The 16,856-nt window shown below is 70.2% G+C and carries 17 protein-coding genes; 10 read left to right on the top strand and 7 right to left on the bottom strand.

The annotated features are described in order from the left end of the window. Window positions 1-35 precede the first annotated feature (35 nt). Window positions 36-1,535, top strand: coding sequence for a hypothetical protein (locus G4D85_RS24575; protein WP_164016176.1), 1,500 nt, complete (start codon window positions 36-38; stop codon window positions 1,533-1,535). Further along, window positions 1,532-2,710, top strand: a complete 1,179-nt coding sequence (locus G4D85_RS24570; RefSeq protein ID WP_164016174.1) for an ARPP-2 domain-containing protein — start codon at window positions 1,532-1,534, stop codon at window positions 2,708-2,710. Before G4D85_RS24575 ends, G4D85_RS24570 begins: the two co-directional genes overlap by 4 nt. A gap of 21 nt (window positions 2,711-2,731) precedes the next feature. Here G4D85_RS24570 and G4D85_RS24565 read toward each other — a convergent pair whose 3' ends face one another. From G4D85_RS24565 to corA, 4 genes are read right to left on the bottom strand one after another with little or no spacing between them, the layout of a single operon-like run. Further along, window positions 2,732-3,052: a carboxymuconolactone decarboxylase family protein gene (locus G4D85_RS24565; protein WP_240359476.1), complete on the bottom strand. Its 321-nt coding sequence runs from the start codon at window positions 3,050-3,052 to the stop codon at window positions 2,732-2,734. 48 nt (window positions 3,053-3,100) lie between these two features. Further along, a complete protein-coding gene (locus tag G4D85_RS24560) occupies window positions 3,101-3,379 on the bottom strand; it encodes a carboxymuconolactone decarboxylase family protein (RefSeq protein ID WP_240359475.1) in 279 nt (92 codons plus the stop codon). Between the two features lie 40 nt (window positions 3,380-3,419). Further along, window positions 3,420-4,202, bottom strand: coding sequence for an alpha/beta fold hydrolase (locus tag G4D85_RS24555; RefSeq protein ID WP_164016172.1), 783 nt, complete (start codon window positions 4,200-4,202; stop codon window positions 3,420-3,422). A 19-nt stretch (window positions 4,203-4,221) separates the two neighbouring features. Beyond that, window positions 4,222-5,166 (bottom strand): magnesium/cobalt transporter CorA, encoded by a 945-nt coding sequence (gene corA, locus G4D85_RS24550; protein ID WP_164016170.1) that lies wholly within the window; start codon window positions 5,164-5,166, stop codon window positions 4,222-4,224. Between the two features lie 79 nt (window positions 5,167-5,245). Between corA and G4D85_RS24545 the strand changes: the two genes are divergently transcribed. From G4D85_RS24545 to G4D85_RS24535, 3 genes are read left to right on the top strand one after another with little or no spacing between them, the layout of a single operon-like run. Further along, a complete protein-coding gene (locus G4D85_RS24545; RefSeq protein WP_164016168.1) occupies window positions 5,246-6,433 on the top strand; it encodes a hypothetical protein in 1,188 nt (395 codons plus the stop codon). Continuing rightward, window positions 6,433-7,254, top strand: a complete 822-nt coding sequence (locus tag G4D85_RS24540; RefSeq protein WP_164016166.1) for an HAD-IIB family hydrolase — start codon at window positions 6,433-6,435, stop codon at window positions 7,252-7,254. The genes G4D85_RS24545 and G4D85_RS24540 overlap by 1 nt, the downstream gene beginning before the upstream one ends. Window positions 7,255-7,265: 11 nt before the next feature. Continuing rightward, entirely contained in the window at window positions 7,266-8,462 is a 1,197-nt protein-coding gene (locus tag G4D85_RS24535; protein ID WP_164016164.1) for a class I SAM-dependent rRNA methyltransferase, read from the top strand. Window positions 8,463-8,534: 72 nt separating this feature from the next. Here G4D85_RS24535 and G4D85_RS24530 read toward each other — a convergent pair whose 3' ends face one another. Both G4D85_RS24530 and G4D85_RS24525 read right to left on the bottom strand, forming a co-directional pair. Continuing rightward, window positions 8,535-8,963, bottom strand: a complete 429-nt coding sequence (locus tag G4D85_RS24530; protein WP_164016162.1) for a hypothetical protein — start codon at window positions 8,961-8,963, stop codon at window positions 8,535-8,537. Window positions 8,964-8,988: 25 nt separating this feature from the next. Then, window positions 8,989-9,951: a hypothetical protein gene (locus G4D85_RS24525; RefSeq protein WP_164016160.1), complete on the bottom strand. Its 963-nt coding sequence runs from the start codon at window positions 9,949-9,951 to the stop codon at window positions 8,989-8,991. 227 nt (window positions 9,952-10,178) lie between these two features. Here G4D85_RS24525 and G4D85_RS24520 point away from each other — a divergent pair, with 227 nt between their 5' ends. The 5 genes from G4D85_RS24520 (at window position 10,179) to G4D85_RS24500 (ending at window position 15,514) form a co-directional block, all read left to right on the top strand. Next, the gene (locus G4D85_RS24520) at window positions 10,179-11,405 is read left to right on the top strand and encodes a YfaP family protein (protein ID WP_164016157.1); all 1,227 of its coding nucleotides are present in this window, start codon (window positions 10,179-10,181) and stop codon (window positions 11,403-11,405) included. Further along, window positions 11,378-12,529, top strand: coding sequence for a peptidoglycan recognition protein family protein (locus G4D85_RS24515; protein WP_164016155.1), 1,152 nt, complete (start codon window positions 11,378-11,380; stop codon window positions 12,527-12,529). Before G4D85_RS24520 ends, G4D85_RS24515 begins: the two co-directional genes overlap by 28 nt. Before the next feature lie 192 nt (window positions 12,530-12,721). Then, window positions 12,722-13,354 (top strand): alpha/beta hydrolase, encoded by a 633-nt coding sequence (locus G4D85_RS24510; protein WP_164016153.1) that lies wholly within the window; start codon window positions 12,722-12,724, stop codon window positions 13,352-13,354. Between the two features lie 160 nt (window positions 13,355-13,514). Beyond that, complete coding sequence (locus G4D85_RS24505; protein WP_164016151.1) at window positions 13,515-15,302, top strand: S8 family serine peptidase; 1,788 nt, start codon at window positions 13,515-13,517, stop codon at window positions 15,300-15,302. Further along, window positions 15,299-15,514 (top strand): DUF5818 domain-containing protein, encoded by a 216-nt coding sequence (locus G4D85_RS24500; protein WP_164016150.1) that lies wholly within the window; start codon window positions 15,299-15,301, stop codon window positions 15,512-15,514. The genes G4D85_RS24505 and G4D85_RS24500 overlap by 4 nt, the downstream gene beginning before the upstream one ends. 105 nt (window positions 15,515-15,619) lie before the next feature. Here G4D85_RS24500 and G4D85_RS24495 read toward each other — a convergent pair whose 3' ends face one another. After that, the gene (locus G4D85_RS24495) at window positions 15,620-16,807 is read right to left on the bottom strand and encodes a type II CAAX endopeptidase family protein (protein WP_205525684.1); all 1,188 of its coding nucleotides are present in this window, start codon (window positions 16,805-16,807) and stop codon (window positions 15,620-15,622) included. Between the last annotated feature and the right edge of the window lie 49 nt (window positions 16,808-16,856).

Here is a 16,856-nt window from a genome sequence, read left to right as displayed (position 1 = left end):
TCACACCCCCGGAGCCCGGGGAGGAAGTGCGAGACATGGCCGCGGTGATGGAAGTCCGCATCGAGCAGGTCGCCCGCGAGGACCTGGTCATGTTCGTCAACGCCTGCTTCTCCTGCACGGGGCAGCGGGAGTTCTACGGCGACGCGCGCGGCCAGTCCGTCTCCATCGAGTTCCTGCACCAGTACATCCTGGGCAACTACCGCCGCCTCTACGCGCGCACGCTCGCGGCTGGCATCAACCACTTCAACCAGGCGCAGATCGTCCTCAACCTGCTGGCCTGCGGCAGTCCGGCGTCGCAGGAGGACCGCAAGGAGGAGGGCGCTCTCATCGCCGCCACGCTCAGGGCGCTGCCGCCGCCTCGTGCCTACCGCGTCCTGGAGTCCCTGCGCGCGCGCCGCATCAACAACCGTAGGACGCGGGCCATCGTCCGTGAGTACCTGGCGGGCCGCGCGGACCTCGCCTTCGACGCGGTGAAGTACCGCTCCAAGCTGCGCGCGGCGGTGGTGCACGGGCACGTGCAGCTCGCCGGGGAGCTGAGGCCCTTCCTCATCCACGGCTGGAAGAAGCGCGAGTACACCCAACCCCTGCTGGAGGCGTTCCGTCAGGCCCACTACACGCAGGAGGCCGTCTACGCGCTGCCGTACACGGTGGCCGAGGGCCTGGCCGTGAAGCACGGCATCCCCCGCGACGTGTTCCTGAAGCGAATCGAGCCGCGCCTCACCCAGGGGGAGCGCCTGCGCCTCCAGGAGTCCGCGGCGCGCGAGGGCGGCAGGCCGCCGCCGGTGGACCTGGAGCGGGCCTCGCTGACGAAGCTGGCCCTCTACGTCCTGTCGCTGAAGCCCGAGGCACGGCGGGAGCGGCGCGACACGCTGCACACGGCGCTGGAGCGGGCCGCGGCGCGCGTGCTGGGCCGGGCGCCCGTGGCCCTGGGCCGGGTGGCCGCGGTGCTGGACGACAGCTACTCCGCCTCCGGTTCGCTGGAGAAGCGCCGCCGGCCGCTGGGCGTGGCGCTGGCCGCGCACTACCTGCTGTCCGCCGCGTCGCGCGACTACCGCGCCTTCTGGACGTGCCCGGTGGAGGACCCGCTCCTCGTCACCGCGCGGGGGCAGACGGACATCGCCACGCCGCTGCTGGAGGCCCTGGCCTGGGGCGCGGACGTGGTGGTCATCGTGTCCGACGGCTACGACAACGACCCGCCGAAGGCCGTGGCCGAGCTGACGCGCGTCTTCCGCTCGAAGCTGGACCCGGCGCGGCGCACGGCGCTGGTCCACGTCAACCCGGTGTTCGACGCGGAGGAGTACGCGCCGCGCTCCTTTGGAACGGCCGTTCCCACCGTGGGGGTGCGCGACGCGGAGGACCTGCCCACCGTGCTGGGCTTCGCGCGCTTCGCCGAGGGCGCGGCCCCGCTGGCCGAGCTGGAGGACTACCTGTCCGCGCGCGTGAAGGTGATTCTGGAGCGCGATGCCCGCCGGAGGCAGCGCGACGCGGCCCTCGCGGCCCCGGTGGAGCTGGCGGTGGCGGAGGAGGGGGAATGACGGTGGACGCGCGACTGCTCGAGAGGTTGGAGCCCGCCGGGCTGCGGCTGGCGCCCTCGCAGGTGTGGGGCGGCATCCGGCTGGTGCCCGTGCTGCGGGACTCCGTGCGGGACGACCTGCGCTTCAACCGGCGGACGTACGACGACGCCCTCGCCATTGTCACGCTGGAGGGCGAGCTGACGCGGCCCGGCCTCAAGTACTGCTCGTACATTCCTCATGGGCTGGTGATGACGTGGGGCCAGCGGCAGGCAGACGCCGTCTATGGCACCCAGCTCCAGGCGCCGGAGGGAAAGCGCGTGAAGGTGGGGCCGTTCTCCATCCGCCTCCTGCACCGCATGGTGCACCGCGAGGACAAGAATCAGCTCCGCATGCTGCCGCTGCACCTGGCGATGGAGGGCTTCCTGTCCCTGCACTTCGGCGGGCCGGACATCGCCTGGGCCGAGTACTCGCGTGAGGCCCTGTCCCACGGGTTGAACCCCCGAATCGAGGGCGCGGTGCCCGGCTGGGCCAGCGCCGCGTTGGACGGCGCGCTGCGCACCTTCGAGGTCCACGAGCGGCAGGTGGGCGTGCTGCTGTTCAACGCGGACGTGCTTCTGTCCGCCTTCGTCGTCTCGCACCCGGACGACTACCGCGTGCTGCACCGCACGCTGCTGGAGGACTTCTACGGCGAGCTGCTCCTCCAGTACGGCTTCCTCGGCGCGGCGCCGGAGCTGGGGCTGTCCCTGGACGACGCGCGCGTTGCCAGCCTGGACGACCTGCGCGCGGAGGTTGCGCGCATGCGGAGCGACTGGGCGGACTTTCACGCCTTCATGGCGGGGGGCCTCTTCGGCGCCGAGGTGACGTCCGAGCGCATCTACGAGGCCGGGCCGTTCATGCTCCAGCGCTTCCATACGAGCCTCGAGCCCTCGGCGGAGAACCACCTGGGCGAGGCCATCGTCCGCGAGGATGGCACGCTGGAGTACCTCAAGACGTACCGCCTCTCCGCGGCGCAGACGCGGCGGGCGTACCTCCTCCAGCAGCTTGCCCTGTCGGGCTGGAAGCTGCGGGACGCCGCGGAGCGCTTCGGCGCCACCGAGGACGACCTGGTCCTCCGCCTGCGCAACGCGGGCTTCGGCTACCTGCTCAAGGAGCACGTGCTCGAAGCGGCCACCCGGAGGCAGGGGCGCGGGCGCTGAGCCCGCGCGCGCCAGGCGTGGCTACTTCTTCGGCGTGGGCGGTGGTTCCGGCGGTGCGTACCCGCCCTGGGCAATCCGCTGCCCGCTGCGCTGATACATCTCCGCGCTCATCCCCTGGACGCCGGTGCCGTCAATCCAGCGGTTGTAGAAGTTGAACAGCGCGCACACGGACACGGCGTCATAGATGGCCTCGTCCGTCCAGCCCACCGCCTTCAGCCGGTCGATGTCCGCCTGGCCGACTTCCGCCGGGCGTTGGTTGAGCGTGTCCACGAAGGCGAACAGCGCCTTCTCGGCGTCGGGGATGGGCGCCGAGCCCGCGTCCTCCAGCACCGCGTGCACCATGTCCGTGTTGCCCAGCAGTTCCGCCGCGACCGCGGCGTGAGAGCCCGTTCAAAATCGACATTCGTTGCCGCGCGAGGTGTACGCGGCGATGAGCTCCCGGAGGCCCGGCGACAGGGGAGAGGGGCCGCGCATCACCTCGTGGGTGAAGCGGCACAGCGCGTCCGTCATCTTCGGCTTGAAGGCGAGCAGGTGCCAGATCTGCGGGACGGGACTGCCCAGCTCACGGACCCGACGAATCATCTGGCCGTAGTGGCCGTCGGACTCGTGCGCCTCGACGTCCTTCAGGTACATGCGCTCCACGGTCAGCTCCTTGGCGGGAGGGAACACCCTTCGTGGATGTTCCCATGCCCGGGGGCCTGGCACCAACTCACAGGGATGACAGGAACGCGTCCAGCACCGCGTTGAACTGCTCCGGCTGCTCCTGGTTGGGCAGGTGCGCCGCGCCGGGAATCACCTCCAGCCTCGCGCCGGAGACGAGGTCCGCCATGGCCTTCGCCTTCTCCAGCGGGGTGATGGCGTCGTGCTCGCCCACCACCACCAGCGCCGGGCCCGCGTAGCGCGCCAGCATGTCCTTGCTGTCCGGGCGCAGCGCCATGCCCCGCTGGGCGGCGGCCAGGCCCTCGCGCGAGGCCGTGCGCATCAGCGCCGCCACCTCGCGTCCCACCGGCGAGTCCGGGCCCGCCGCCACCAGCTTGGGCAGCAGCGTCTGGACGAGTGGCTCCACGCCCTGCTCCAGCGCCTCCTTCGCGGACGCCTCCCGCCGCGCCTTGCCCGCCTCGTCGTCCGGGGTGGCCTGGGTGTCCACCAGCACCAGCCCGCCCACCCGGCCCGCGTCCTCGCGCAGCAGGGCCATGGCCGCGTACCCGCCCATGGACACGCCGCCCACCACCACCGAGTCCAGCTTCAGCGCGTCCAGCAGCGCCAGCGAGTCCCGGGCGATTCGCGCCATCTCCGTGGGCCCGTCGCCAATCCGGCTCTGCCCGAAGCCCCGGTGATCCGGAATGATGAAGCGGTAGCGCCCCGACAGCGCCTTCACCTGCGGGTCGAACGCGTCACCATTGAGCGGGAAGGCGTGCAGCAGCAGCACCGGCCGTCCCTGGCCCACGTCCCGGTAGTGCAGCGGGATTCCATCCACCGTCACCGTCAGCATGGTCTTCCTCCGCGCGACGTCAGAGCCACTGCTTGTGCTTGAACCACAGGATGAGCCCCACCGGGAACCCGATGATCATCACCCACATGGCGTAGTAGTTGCCCTTGGATGAGAGCGCCTCGAAGTTCTGCCCGAAGAATCCGACGATGAACGACAGCGGCAGGAAGAGGGTGGAGAAGATGGTGAGCTGCTTGGTGATGTCGTTCGTCTTGTTGGCCACCATGGACAGGTAGCCATCCATCACGTTGCCCACGATGTCCCGGCTGGCGTCGATCTGCTCGTACAGCCGCACCAGGTGGTCGTACACGTCGCGGAAGTAGAGCGTCGTCTTGTCGTGGATGTGGACGATGCCCCGCCGCGACAGCAGCCCCACCACGTCCCGCTGTGGCGACAGCACCCGGCGGACCATCACCAGCGTCCGCTTCAGCTCGAAGATGCGCTGCAGGTGCGACTTCTCCACCCGCTCGAAGATGGCGGCCTCCAGGTCCTCCAATTCATCGCTGAACGTGTCCAGCAGGGGGAACTGCGCATCCACCAGCCCGTCCGCCAGCATGTAGAGGACGAAGTCCGTGCCCCGCTCCAGCGTTGCCCTCGGGTCGTCCATCACGCGCTTCTTCACCTGGTCGAGCCCCGCGAAGGGGAACTCGTGGACGCTGATGATCCAGTCGTGGGCCAGGAAGAAGTGGTGCTCGTGCAGCGTCAGCTCACACACGTCCTTGCCGGCGACGGTGAAGCCCTGGAGGACGATGAACTGGTGGTTGGGGTATTCCTCCAGCTTGGGGCGCTGGTCCAGGTGGAGGCAGTCCTCCACGGCCAGCTTGTGCAGGCCGAAGCGCTCGGTCAGGAGCGCCATCTTCTCCTCGGTCGGCTGCTGTACGTCGACCCACTTCCGCCCCTCGTGGCCGAGGAGCTCTTCACCCCCGGTGAGGAGCTTACCGTCCTTCAGCAGACAGACCTGGATCATCCCGTAGCGCTCCCAAATCGGCGGCCATGCCAGAAGCCGAGTGCTAGAACTCCCCCGCGCGGAAGTCGAGCGCTAGAGTGTGTGCCCCGTGTCTGAAGCCGCTGAGACCCCCCCGGCCTCCCTGTCGCCGAGGCTCGAAGAAATCCTCAAGTCCGTCCCCGACCGCGCGTTCGCCGGCCGGCTGCGCAAGGTGTACGCCGCCGCGGCCCATGCCATCGCCCGGCTGAGCGACATGGACCTGGTGAAGTACGAGACGCCCGTCGTGGACTCGTCCCCGGACCTGTCGCTGTGGGAGGAGATGGCGCCCGTCATCCGCGACACGGTGATGGACGTCAACGCGCTGCTCAACGTCATCCGGGAGCAGTTCCCGGTGCCCCCGCTGGGCGGCATCGCCGACACCCTGAGCCGGGCGGCGGACGAGGCCGGCCCGGCCCGGAGTGGGGCGCCGGACCCCGTCAGCCTGCTCCAGGAGGCCATGCAGCAGATTGCCCAGGGCGTCACCCAGCTGGGCGAGGCCATGCGCAACCCGTCGGTGGTGAGCGACAGGTGGACGCTGCTGTCGGAGATCCAGCGCTTCCGCGCCCGCTTCCGCGAGCAGATGAGCAACCTCGTCTTCGAGTCGGTGAGCACCCTGGGCGAGGTGACGCGGGCGCAGGTGGTGCCCGGCTACGAGGCCGAGGTGAAGGCCGCGGTGACGGTGCGCGCGATTACGTCCGACCTGGCCCGCATCATCTCCGCGCGCCTCAAGAAGGTCCGCGAGGCGGAGCCCGAGGACGTGCAGTGGAACGCCCAGCAGGCCCAGACTGAGCTGGACGCCTTCGGCCGCACGGCCGCGTACCGGAACCTGCGCGCGCAGGACAAGCGCCACATCGTGGAGATGCGCGCCGAGGTGGGCCGGCTGGCCATCCTCCCCAACCCGTCCCGGCCGGAGCTGGTGGCCGTGGTGGAGGAGCTGGAGGCCTTCGTGCGCGGCCTGTCCGCCGTGAATCTGCGGCAGGTGCTCATCATCCATGACCGCGAGGTGTGGGCCTCCTGCGGCGTGCGGCTGGAGCGGGCCCTGTCGCTGGTGGGCTCGGACCCGGCCGGTGCCGCCCGCGCGCTGGCGGAGGCCGCGGGCAGCGCCCAGTCCCTGTACGGCAGGGACTCGGAGCTGGACGCCTTCCTGCGCAAGGCGCGCAAGCTCCAGATTGGCCAGCTCTCCCCGACGGACCTGCGCTCCACCATCGAGAGCTTCCAGGGGCTGCTGGCCCAGCTGGACGTGATGTGATGGCGGCCTCCAGCAAGGTGGCACTTCCGCGCCCCCTGCGCGAGGCGGACCTGTCTCGCGTCGGGGGCGTCTTCACGGACGTGGACGGCACGCTCACCACGGGGCACCGGCTGCGCTCGGACACGGTGCGGGCGCTCGAGCGCCTGTCCGCCTCCGGCCTGCGCGTGGTGCTGGTGAGCGGGCGGCCGGCGGGGTGGGGTGAGGCGTGGGCGCGGCAGCTCCCCGTGGACGGCGTCATCGTCGAGAACGGGGGCCTGTTCTTCCTGCGTGGGAAGCACGGGCGGCTGCGGAAGGTGTACTCGGAGGCCCCGGCCGCGCGCGTGGCCAACCGGAAGCGGCTCCAGGCGGAGGTGGGGAGGGTGCTGCGGCAGGTGCCCGGGGCGCGGCTGTCGCTGGACAGTGCGTACACCGAGGTGGACCTGGCCGTGGACTACAACGAGGAGGTGCGGCTGGGGGACGCCGGGGCGTCGCGAATCGAGGCGCTGCTGACGGCGCGCGGCGTGACGGCAGTGCGCTCATCGGTGCACGTCAACTGCTGGCTGGGCCGCTTCGACAAGCTGAGCGCGGCGCGGCGCTTCGCGAAGGTGGCGTGGGGCGAGCGGTTGGACCCGGCGGACGGGCGCTACGTGTACGCGGGGGATTCTTTCAACGACGCCCCGATGTTCGAGGCTTTTGCACTGGGCGTGGGCGTGGCCAACGTTCGCTCCGTCTTGGACCGGATTGATGCGCCGCCGGCCTTCATCACCCGGGCGGCCGAGGGGCGGGGCTTCGAGGAACTGGCTCGCGCCATTCTCGCCCGCCGGGCCCGCGCGGCCCTTTGAGGAGTGACACCGTGAATGTCGTGAAGCTGGAGCTGGCGCGAGGACTGGGGCGCCACCTGCGCGCCGGGCACCCGTGGGTGTTCCGCAAGGCGCTGGAGCACGTGCCGAAGATTCCCGCCGGCTGCGTGGTGGACCTGACGGAGAACGGGAAGTTCGTGGCGCGCGGGTACTACGACCCGCACTCCGCCATCGCCGTGCGCGTGCTCACCCGAGACCCGCGAGAATCGGTGGACGCGGCCTTCATCACCCGCCGGGTGCGGCAGGCACTGGCCGAGCGCCAGGCCCTCGTCGACCTGACCGACACGGACAGCTATCGCCTGATTCACGGCGAGGGGGACGGGCTGCCGGGCGTGGTGGTGGACCTCTACGCGGGCTGGGCGGTGATGAAGCTGTACTCGGCCGGCCTGACGCCCTACCGGCCGCTCATCATCGAAGCGCTGAAGGCGGGAGTGCCCGGCTTGAAGGGCATCCTCGGCCGCGACGAGGTGGGCCGCGACGACGTGGACGAGGACGAGGGCCGCGGCACGGGGAAGATGCTGTACGGCCAGGAGGCGCCGGAGCTCATCCCCATTCGCGAGCGTGGGGCCACGTTCCTGGTGGATGCGTGGCGCGGGCAGAAGACGGGCTTCTTCCTGGACCAGCGGGAGAATCGCTTCCTCATCCGGCGGCTGGCGAAGGGCCGCGACGTGCTGAACTGCTTCAGCTTCAGCGGCGGGTTCTCCGTCAATGCGGCGCTGGGCGGGGCCAACAGCGTGTTCTCCGTGGATCAGGACCCGGATGCGATTGCGTTGGCCCGTGAGAACTTCACTCGCAACGGGCTGCCCGCGGAGAAGCACGACTTCCTGGCGGCGGATGTCTTCAAGATCATCCAGTCCTTCAAGGAAGAGGGCCGCACCTTCGACTTCATCATCCTGGACCCGCCGGCCTTCGCGAAGACCCAGCGCGCGGTGCAGGCGGCCATCGACGGCTACGCATCCCTCAACCGGCAGGCGCTGGGCATCCTCCGGCCGGGCGGGCTGCTGGCCACGGCGTCGTGCTCGGCGCGCGTGAGTCCGAATGATTTCATGGGCGCGGTGCGTGAGGCGGGCTTCAAGGCCGGCGTGGACCTGGCGCTCGTGGAGGAGCGCTACCAGCCGCCGGACCACCCGGTGCGCTTGCAGTTCCCGGAAGGGAAGTACCTGAAGTTCTACGTGCTCCAGTCGGTGTAGCCGGGCCTCGAGGCCCGAAGCCCTGGGTGGCGGCCTCCCCGCCACCCAGCACCGGGAGCGCGAGCCCCACGCCTACTTCTTGGCGGGAATCACGCGCGCGGCGACGCGCTCGAACACCGGGCCGCCCCAGGCGACGCTGGCGTCCATCAGCCGCGTCATCCCGAGCTCGAACGACTGGTCCGGTGGGACAGCCGTGTACGTCCGGCTCAGGAAGAGGCTCTTGCTCTCCTTCTCGAAGTCCACCGCGCCACCGCCGGTGTCCGTGCCGGCCTTCTCCTCGGCGAGGAAGCCGTCGAGGACTCCGGGCCGGGGGGCGTCGCGGAAGCGGTAGATGAGCGCGCTGCACTTGAGCTCGCCCTTGTCGGGAACGAACTCGAAGTACAGCTGCGCCTCGCCCTTGGCGAGGCCGCCGAACCCCTGCGGGTTGAGTCCCGGGCTATTCGGCTCGCCCTGGGACCGCATGAAGGACTGCACCAGTCGCTGTGCCTCTTCACTCGTCATGAGCGACTGCATACCACGACTCGGGTCAGAAGCGGCCGGCGCGAGCCTCCTCGAAGGGCGCCCGGTGCTTCAGGTACGTATCGGCCAGCGCGTGGGCGCCGCTGAACATGTTCTTCTCGGAGAAGTAGTGCACCTTCGCGTCGCGGCCCGCGTCACGCAGGAGGTCCAGCGGGCTCTTGCCGCTGCCGCCGATGCCGAACAGGGTGGGGACGAGGTCCTTGTCGTTGACGTAGTGCACGTAGTTGGGGCCGTCCGGGTACTTGCAGGCGGCGGCGCCGAACGTCTCCACGTTGAGGCGGCTCATCGTCTGCTCCACCTGCGCCTTGGACATCCCATCTTCGATGCGCAGCCGGCGCGCCACGTCGTTGAGCGCCCGCGAGGTGATGAGCCCGCCGTGGCTGTAGCCCATCAGGTGCACCGAGCGGCCCGCCTTCAGCTCCGAGTAGACGGTGTCCGCCAGCGTGTCGACGGCGGGGTTGTGGCCCTTGTCCAGCTTGTCCTTCACGCACTGGAGCAGGTCGGAGACCATGCCCTCCGTGGAGTTGTGGATGCCGATGGCGCGCATGCCCGACTTGTCCGCGATGGCCTGCAGCTCGTTGGACTGGCCGTTCTTGTCCGTGCCGATGCCGTTCACGTAGATGACGGTGGCCGTCGCGTTCGGGTTGTTGCGCGGGGTGACGGCGGGGAACTGGTCCAGCGGCGTGCCGGGCTCGAACGTCTGGCCGCCCGCGCCCACCAGCTTGCCGTCGTACACCTTGTCCTTCGCGCCCTTGGGGGCGGTGAACACGCCGGCCACGGTGTTGGCCGCCGTGGCGGCCTTGCTCTCGAAGCCGTCCACCACCGTGTTGACCTTCTGCCCCACGGCCTGCGCGGTCGTCTTCACCGTGTTCGCGGCCTGCGTCGCTCCCGTCTGGACCTTGGCGGCGGTGTTCTGGGCGCCGGTGCCGACCTTCTGGAAGAGGTTCCGGGTGCGATCGATGAGGCTCATGGTGGGGGCTCCTGCGTGCTGCTCGGGGGAGGGCGGGGTACGTCGTTCCCCGCATTGTCACCCAACCGCCTCCGGAAGTTGCGTGGGGGCGTACGATTCCAGTTCCGGGGAGGGTGGGCACTGACACCCGCCGTCGTGGACCCGGCGGATACCCGAGGGGCCCGGAGCGTTGCCGGTGTTGACCTCCGTACATTAGGGTGCCCGGCGACGGATTCAGGGGGATTCCCATGCACTCACGCTCGCACCTTCTGGCGGCGCTGCTCATCGCGGCGACCGTCCTCTCCAGCCCGGCGCTCGCGCAGGACGGGCTCAAGCTCAAGCTCCTCTCCGCGACCCGGAAGAACCAGCCCGTGGCCGGCGCCACCGTGACGCTCCAGGCCCCCGGCCAGGCGTCCGTGAAGGGCGAGACGGATGGGCTCGGCTTCGTCACCTTCTCTCCCGCGCCCTTCGGCGGGAAGGACGACGCCTCGGTCAGCCTCATCATCGAGAAGCAGGGCTTCAGCAGCCTCGTGGTGAAGTGCCCCTGCAAGGGCCTGTCGTACGCGCTCAGTGAGGAGATGGCCCGGGGCACCGACAGCCGCGTGGTGCTCACCTGGGGCGAGCAGCCGCTGGACCTGGACTCGCACCTGTCGTTCGGCACCGGCCACGTCTACTGGGAGCGCAAGTCGGGGGCGCAGGTGAAGCTGGACGTGGATGACACGGACGGCTTCGGCCCGGAGACCATCACCCTGGAGAAGCGCAAGTCCGGCCAGGAATACATCTACGCGGTGCACAACTACTCGGACAAGGACAACAGCCAGTCCAAGGGGTGGGCCACGAGCCAGGCCAAGGTGTTCCTCTACACGGGCAACAAGCTGACGCGCGTGTATTACGTGACGCCCAAGTCCGTGGGGAACCTCTGGGTGCTCTTCCGCATCGACGCCAACGGCACGTTCTACGACATCAACGAGTTCACCTCGGTGGACTCGCCCCAGGCCGTGGCTCGCTTCCTGCGCTCGAAGCAGTGGTCCATCGGCACCAACAAGGTGCCGGACGGCAAGCCGGTCGCCACCGTCAACCCGGCGGCCTACTCCTTCGCCCCGCACGAGCTGCCCTTCGAGCTGCCGCAGGCGCTCCAGTCGGGCATGCCGTACTACTCGGCCAACTTCTACACCGTCCTGCTGAAGAGCCAGGAGTCCAAGCCCGCCGAGGACGGCAAGGCCTGCGAGGGCTTCATCGACGAAGAGACGCGGCTGGCCGCCCAGGCGCTGCTGCCGGAGAACAAGGTGTTCACCTCGCGCTCGGGCTGTGACGGGGTGGTGTCGTACTCCAACACCAACCGTGCCTACGAGTTCATGGCCGTCTACGCTGGCGCCACGAAGGAGGACGCCCGCAAGCTTCTGGAGAAGGTCAATGCGACCCAGAAGTTCGACGGTGCGAACATCCGATGGATGCAAGTGGTCGTGAAGAAGTAGCGAGCTCGCGAGTCCGCGGGTGGCTGGGGCTGGCGCTCGTCCTGGGCGCCGCCTTCGCTCCCGTGGGCTCCGTGTCGGCAGCGGAAGCCGGGCCGGTCTGCACGGGTCTGCCCGAGGCGGCCCTGGCGCCCTCCATGCCCGGTGACGAGGTCTGTGCCTCCGTCGCCGGGGTGCGCGTGAAGGCCACCCAGGCGGGCATCGACTACGGCGGTGGCGCCGACTCGGTGCTCCTGCCGTGCGACGTGGCCCGGAACCTGGAGAGCCTGTCGAAGCCACTGCTCAAGGCTGGAGTCAAGGCGGTGCGGCTGCTGCCCGCGTGCTCGCGCGACACCCGCGACATGCTGCGCGTGGTGGCGAACCTCCATGGCCGGGTGCTGCGCATCAGCGCCCTGCGCCTTGGCGACACGTGGCGCTCCATCCCCGAGCTGTCCGCGGCTGAGCGCGATACGCTCCTCGAGAGCATTCCCGGCACCAGCCGCTTCCGGCTGGTGTTCGACACCGCGAGCGCCCTGCATGTCGAGCTGGGGTGGGAGCACACCGCGCCCCCCGCGTGGCTCGCTCGGGTACGCGCCGATGCGGTGGCAGAGCGCCTCCGGCCGGTGATGGAGGAGCGTGCGAAGTGGGGGGCCCGCCCGGCGCAGGCGGAGCGCATGCCCACGCACAGGGACATGCCCCGCACCATCACCGTGCATCACTCCGCGGAGGAACTCCCCGGGAGCGTCGACGCCCGGAAGCGCGTCCGGGGTCTGCAGGGCTGGTCCCTCCGGGACAAGAAGTGGGGGGACATTCCGTACCACTACACCATCGACTACCAGGGCCGTATCTACGTCAACCGCGAGGAGCGCTTCGTGGGGGACACCAACACGGCGTACGACCCGGATGGGCACCTGCTGGTGCACCTGCTCGGGAACTACGACACGCGCCAGCCGAACGCGGCCCAATTGGAGGCGCTGGAGCGTGTGAGCGCGTGGCTCGCATACCGCTACGACATCCCGTCCGAGCGCATCCTCGGCCACGGTGAGCACGCGGAGACGGCCTGCCCGGGAAAGAACCTGCGCAAGCTCATCGACGACGGCACGCTGCGCACGGCGGTCCAGAAGCGGGTGGCCAGGGCCCGGCGCTGACGGGCGTGCGTCCCGGGAGTCCATCGGCCACGGCCACCCACCGCTCGCACCGGAAGCCCACGATTCTCCGCCCCGGCGTCTCGCGTCTCCCGTGCTGAAGGGCCTGAGCGCGCGTCCCGGACGTCCACCATCCCCCGCCCGCCGGGCGTTCCGCTTGTCACGGGGTGGGGGAAGGGGCTCTAAGGTGGGGGCATGGTCCAGAAAGGTCAGTTCCTGGAGCGCGCCACGCTGGTGCCGGTCGGCCGCGAGGTGATGGAGGGCACCGCCCACCGGGGCACCCGCGCGCCGCCGCTGTTGGTCATCCCACCCCGTCCCGATGAGGGCGGCGGCATGGACCACGTCCTCGCGGCGGAGCTCGTCTGGGCCGCGGCCAATGCGGGCTTCCCTACACTGCGCTTCAACCACCGGGGCGTGGGCGCCAGCCAGGGCACGCGGGGCAAGGACCTGGCGCTCCTGGAGGACGCCGAGGCAGCCATGCGGATGCTGCTGGAGAACGCCGGGACGTCGGCCGTGGCGGTGGCGGCGCTCCATGGGGGGGCCCAGGTGGCCCTGGCGCTCCAGGCGAAGTACCCCGCCGTCGGAGGCCTGTGCCTGGTGGCGCCCGCGGACGTGGCCCCGGAAGTGCTGTCCCGGGTGACCTGTCCGCTCCTGGTGGTGCAGGGCGAGGAGGACGCCCGCCTGCCCAGGGCCAAGGTGTCGGCTGCTGTCATCCAGGCGGGAGGCGATTTAGAGGTCATCGACGATGCCGGTCCCACCTTCCAGCGCAACCTCCCCCAGGTCGGACGGGCCGTGGCCGTCTGGCTGCGCAAACTCTCGGGCGGATGACCGATGCCGCGTAACCCTTTGGACTTCTTCACGTTTCTTTACCCCGGGGCCCTTGCACGCCGGGAGAGGGGGCGTACAGACTGTGAGTGCAGACCCAATCGTTTCGCCGTGCGTTCGTAGGGCTCTTCTGGAAGAGCCTCGTTCCTCAAGGAGTAGCCCGATGCGGATGGTGCGATGGACCCTGGGTGGCGCGGTGCTGGCCGTGACGCTGGCGACCGCGTGCACATCTCCCTCGCCTGAGCAGGAGCCGCCCCCTCCCGCCGAAGCGGCGCTAGACCCGATGGACGTGGTGGATGGCGCCATCGTCGTCGACTTCAAGGACGGCACCACCAAGGCCGAGTTTGACGCCTGGGAGGCCGACTGGGGCGTGGACCTGGAGCTCAACTCCGTGGAGAGCGCCGACGAGGCCCTCACCCTGGCGGTGGGCATCGATGACGTCGACGGCGTGCTCGCGCGCATCCGTCAGCACCCCAGCGTCGAGGCCGCCGAGCCGCTGATGGAGGTCCGCGCCAGCTTCACGCCGAACGACCCCAAGTACTCGGAGCAGTGGAACCTGCGGATGATCAACATGCCCACCGCGTGGGATCGCAACCACGGCAAGGGCGTGGTGGTGGCGGTGCTCGACACCGGCATTGCCTACGAGGACTACGACGAGTTCAAGCAGGTGCCGGACCTCAAGGGCGCGAAGTTCGTGAAGGGCTTCGACTTCGTGAACGACGACGAGCACGCGAACGACGACCACGGGCACGGCACGCACGTGGCGGGCACCATCGCCCAGGCCACCAACAACAACGAAGGCGTGGCGGGCGTGGCCTTCGAGGCGACGCTGATGCCGGTGAAGGTGCTCAACCACTTCGGTGGCGGCACCACGGCGGACATCGCGGACGCCATCCGCTTCGCGGCGGACAAGGGCGCCAACGTCATCAACATGTCCCTGGGCGGTGGCGGCTACTCGCAGGTGATGGCCAGCGCGGTGGAGTACGCGCGCAAGAAGGGCGTCACCGTGGTGGCGGCGGCCGGCAACGGCGGTCGCGCGCGCGTCGAGTTCCCCGCGGCCTACCCGGGCGCGGTGGCCGTGTCGGCGGTGGGCCCGGACGGGGTGCTGGCGCCGTACTCGTCCTACGGCAAGGAGCTGGACATCGCCGCGCCGGGCGGTGACAAGCGCCGCGGCGACCAGGGCGGCATCCTCCAGAACACCATCGACCCGCGCAATCCGGCGCAGTCCGTCTACGCCTCATACCAGGGCACCAGCATGGCCACTCCGCACGTGGCCGCGGTGGCCGCCATGCTGTACGCGGCTGGCGCCAAGGGCCCGGACGAGGTGGAGAAGGCGCTCTACGCGGGCGCGAAGAAGATGGCGGACCAGGCGTGGAGCGAGCAGTACGGCCACGGCCTGCTCAACGCGGAGGCCTCGCTGGCGTCTGTGCGCGGCGGCATGTCCCAGTGGCCGCCGCTGTACTGGGCACTGGCCCTGCTTGCGTTCGTCCTGCTGACGATGCGCGGGGGCGCCCGGCCGGGCTTCCTCAACGTGCTGTTCAAGCCCGCGTTCCTCATCCCGCTGCTGATGTCCACGGTGGGCGCCTGGTTCCTGCGCACCTGGTTCGGCGGCTCGGATAGCGCGGCTGGCGAGGTGGTGCAGGTGGCCTCGCTGCCGATTCCGGACTGGGAGCGCATCATCTTCGGCCGTGGCAAGACGGTGAACCCGCTGTTCTACAGCGCGCTCATCCCGCTGCTGCTCTCGCTGCCGTCCATCAAGTGGCGCGGGCTGCGTGCGGCCACGGGCGGCCTGGCGCTCGGGTTCGCGGGCTTCCTGGCGTACTCCGCGTGGGCGGGGGCTCCGGCGCTGGCGTGGATGCCGTTCACCTTCCTGGCGAAGCCCTGGCTGGGCTTCAACACGGTCATCTGCCTCGTCATCGCGCGGGCGATGCTCAAGAAGGAGGATGCGTGAAGCTGACCGGGCGCGTCGTCTTCCGCGACATCGAGACGGGCGTATGGGTGCTGGAGGGCGACGACGGCACCACGTACCAGCTCGCGGGCGGCGACCGGAAGATCAAGCAGGACGGCCAGCGCATCGAAGCCGAGGGCCGTGTGGACGGGGACACGCTCACCAGCGCCATGGTGGGCCCGGTGTTCCACGTCAGCTCCTACCGCTTCGTCTGAGGCGGTAGGAGGGCAGGGCGCTCCACGGATTGTGGGGCCCCTGTGGTCCACGTCAGCTCCTACCGCTTCGTCCGAGGCGGTAGGCAGGCTGGACGCCTCGCCGGCTCAGGGCTGCTTCGGTTCGCCCAGGGCCTGGCGGTGCGCACGCCGCTGCCGGTCGCGCTCCTCGTAGTAGGCCTCCATCGGCGTCTCGCCCCGGCGCGCGGAGGCACGGAGCACCCGCAGGGCCTCGCGCTCCGCGAGGAGCCCGGGGGGCGCGTCCTTCTCCAGGTCCGGCAACGGGTACTGCGCGTCGTGGAAGTTGAGGGAGATGCCGCGCGCATCCACCGCGCCCAGGGCCCCCAGCGCCAGCGTGGCGCCCACCACCCACGGCAGCAGCAGCCGGGCCAGGGACGGCCGTGGGAGGGGCTCTCGTGCCTCCTCCTCCGTGGCCCGGGCCTGCCCGCCCCATAGCGTGGGGTAGTGGCGCGCGGCGGAGAGCAGCCCGAACAGTCCGGCGAAGCCCACGCCCGCCAGCGCCAGCACGGCGCGCGGGTCCGTCTCCGAGTCGCTGGCGTCCTGTCCCAGCGCCTTCGCCGCGAGGAAGAGCACGGAGGACACGAGGTTGTTGGCCGCGTGCGCGCCGATGCTCGGCCAGAGCGAGCCGGTGCGCAGGTAGAGATACCCGAAGAGCAGCCCCAACTCCGTGCGCGCGGCGAAGCCCACCGGGTCCAGGTGGAACGCGCTGAACACCACCGCGGACACCACCAGCGCGCGCACCGGCGAGGCCGGGGCGCTGGGCGTAATCCCCTTCTGGAAGATGCCGCGGAAGAAGAACTCCTCGCACACCGGAGCGGCCACCGACACGCCCGTGAGGATGAGGGCGAGCTCCACGGACGTCTGTCCCTCGAAGAGGCGCGTGCCATCGAACAGCTTCGTCAGCCACTCGGGGGCCAGGGACTGCGCCGCGTACTGGATGGGCACCACCAGCGCGAAGAAGTTGGCCACGCCCAGCAGGAAGCCGAAGAGGGTGGCTGCGCGCGGCGCGGGCGTCAGCCCCGTGTAGACGGTGGGGCGCCACCCACTGAAGCGCAGCATCACCCAGCCCAGGCCCAGGAAGACGAACAGCTCCGTGAACCAGATGCCGAAGGACGGGTTGATGAACTGCACGAAGGCGCCCACGGTGACGAAGAGCGCCAGCGCGAGCGCCGCGCCGGCCACCGCCAGCGTGCGCGGGCTCGTCGGCGCCTTCCCGTGCGCGGGCGGCTCGGGCGGCTGCGGCGGCTGTGAGTCGCTGGGAGCGGAGTCTTCCACCGGTTCATCTCCTTGACGCGAAAAGCAGAACTGCCCGCATTGGGGGGGC

The sequence above is a fragment of the Pyxidicoccus trucidator genome, assembly GCF_010894435.1.
GTDB classification, from domain to species: domain Bacteria; phylum Myxococcota; class Myxococcia; order Myxococcales; family Myxococcaceae; genus Myxococcus; species Myxococcus trucidator.
This window is presented reverse-complemented; position numbering and strand designations above follow the sequence as displayed.